The sequence below is a fragment of the Cryptocyanus atlanticus LEGE 06306 genome (genome assembly GCF_056633155.1).
Genome location: NZ_JBSJOZ010000043.1, coordinates 1 through 1,157, shown reverse-complemented (window position 1 = coordinate 1,157; position 1,157 = coordinate 1). Strand labels below are relative to the sequence as shown.

Sequence of the window (1,157 nt, the reverse complement as noted above, 5' to 3'; positions counted from 1 at the left end):
CCCCGCCTCAGAGGTTAACGATGGGCCCTGTCCAGAAAAGCCAGACCACCTCAGACAGGCCGAAAACCGGTTGCGGCGCCGTATCCCTTGAGATACAATTGTGGCATGGTGGAGATTAGGGAGACACCTGCCTATGCCGAATGGTTCAGTGGGCTGCGTGATCGAGCGGCAAAAGCCCGCATCGACATTCGGATCAGGCGTTTATCCCTGGGAAATCCAGGTGATGTCCGGCCCGTCGGAGAAGGTGTCTCTGAGCTTCGGATTCGTTATGGTCCTGGATACCGGATCTATTTCATAAGCCAAGGCAACATGCTTATTGTCCTTCTCGCTGGTGGCGACAAGAGCTCTCAAGCAAAAGACATCCAGCATGCCAAGGATCTTGCCCGTAACCTTTAGGGGGAAACAAGTGACCAAAACTAAAACAACTGTCTGGGATCCAGTCAGTCATTTCAAAAACAGTGAAGACATGGCAGCCTATCTTGAAGCCGCTTTGGAGGATGGAGATCCAAGACTGGTGGCTGCTGCCTTGGGTGACATTGCTCGTGCCAAGGGCATGACGCAGATTGCACGTGAAGCTGGACTGGGTCGGGAAAGTCTCTATAAGGCTCTCTCATCAAGCGGTAATCCTGAACTCGCAACCGTCTTGAAGGTTATCTCTGCACTCGGACTTCAACTGCATGCCAGTCCTGCTGTTGACGCGGAGACGGCTGTCTAACAATGCCATACACCTGTGCCGCCTCCAAATGACTCCTTTTCGTCGCATGGAATCCTTGCGGCCAGGTGATGGCAAGCGTCATCCGGTCACCCAAGCCCATCTCCCAAGCAGCCGCTAAGATTGAAGAGTGGCGCATCAGCCAGCAAGAAGAGGACCGCTACGTGGCCGAGATTTCACGACTAACCGAAGATGAAGTGCTTGTCATTCGACGCAGAATGGGAAGCCTGAACATCGCGACGCGTGATGCATTCGGCCATATTGAGCCGCTTTATCCCGGCAAGCTATCGTCCGCTGTTTATCGGCAGTACACATCAGGTGGCGGGATTTACAAATATACTACAGTTCACGACGTTGGGGCTAATGTCTTCTATGGCGTGGCCATGAGCCATGAGGTGGTCTGGCTTTTCTGGACAGGGCCCATCGTTAACCTCTGAGGCGGGGC

At 53.8% G+C, this 1,157-nt stretch carries 3 protein-coding genes; all 3 read left to right on the top strand.

Translation table 11 applies throughout. The features are described from left to right. Positions 1-105 precede the first annotated feature (105 nt). Positions 106-396, top strand: coding sequence for a type II toxin-antitoxin system RelE/ParE family toxin (locus tag ACWJI7_RS14215; protein ID WP_479938874.1), 291 nt, complete (start codon positions 106-108; stop codon positions 394-396). Further along, on the top strand, positions 368-715 hold the full coding sequence (locus tag ACWJI7_RS14210) for an addiction module antidote protein (RefSeq protein WP_479938872.1): 348 nt from the start codon (positions 368-370) through the stop codon (positions 713-715). The genes ACWJI7_RS14215 and ACWJI7_RS14210 overlap by 29 nt, the downstream gene beginning before the upstream one ends. A gap of 68 nt (positions 716-783) precedes the next feature. Next, on the top strand, positions 784-1,149 hold the full coding sequence (locus ACWJI7_RS14205) for a hypothetical protein (RefSeq protein WP_479938870.1): 366 nt from the start codon (positions 784-786) through the stop codon (positions 1,147-1,149). Positions 1,150-1,157 lie beyond the last annotated feature (8 nt).

Excerpts from the sequence above, each read along its gene's own strand:
- ACWJI7_RS14205 (WP_479938870.1), top strand. The coding sequence starts at position 784 with ATGGCAAGCGTCATCCGGTCACCCAAGCCCATCTCCCAAGCAGCCGCT.
- ACWJI7_RS14215 (WP_479938874.1), top strand. The coding sequence starts at position 106 with ATGGTGGAGATTAGGGAGACACCTGCCTATGCCGAATGGTTCAGTGGG.
- ACWJI7_RS14210 (WP_479938872.1), top strand. The coding sequence starts at position 368 with ATGCCAAGGATCTTGCCCGTAACCTTTAGGGGGAAACAAGTGACCAAA.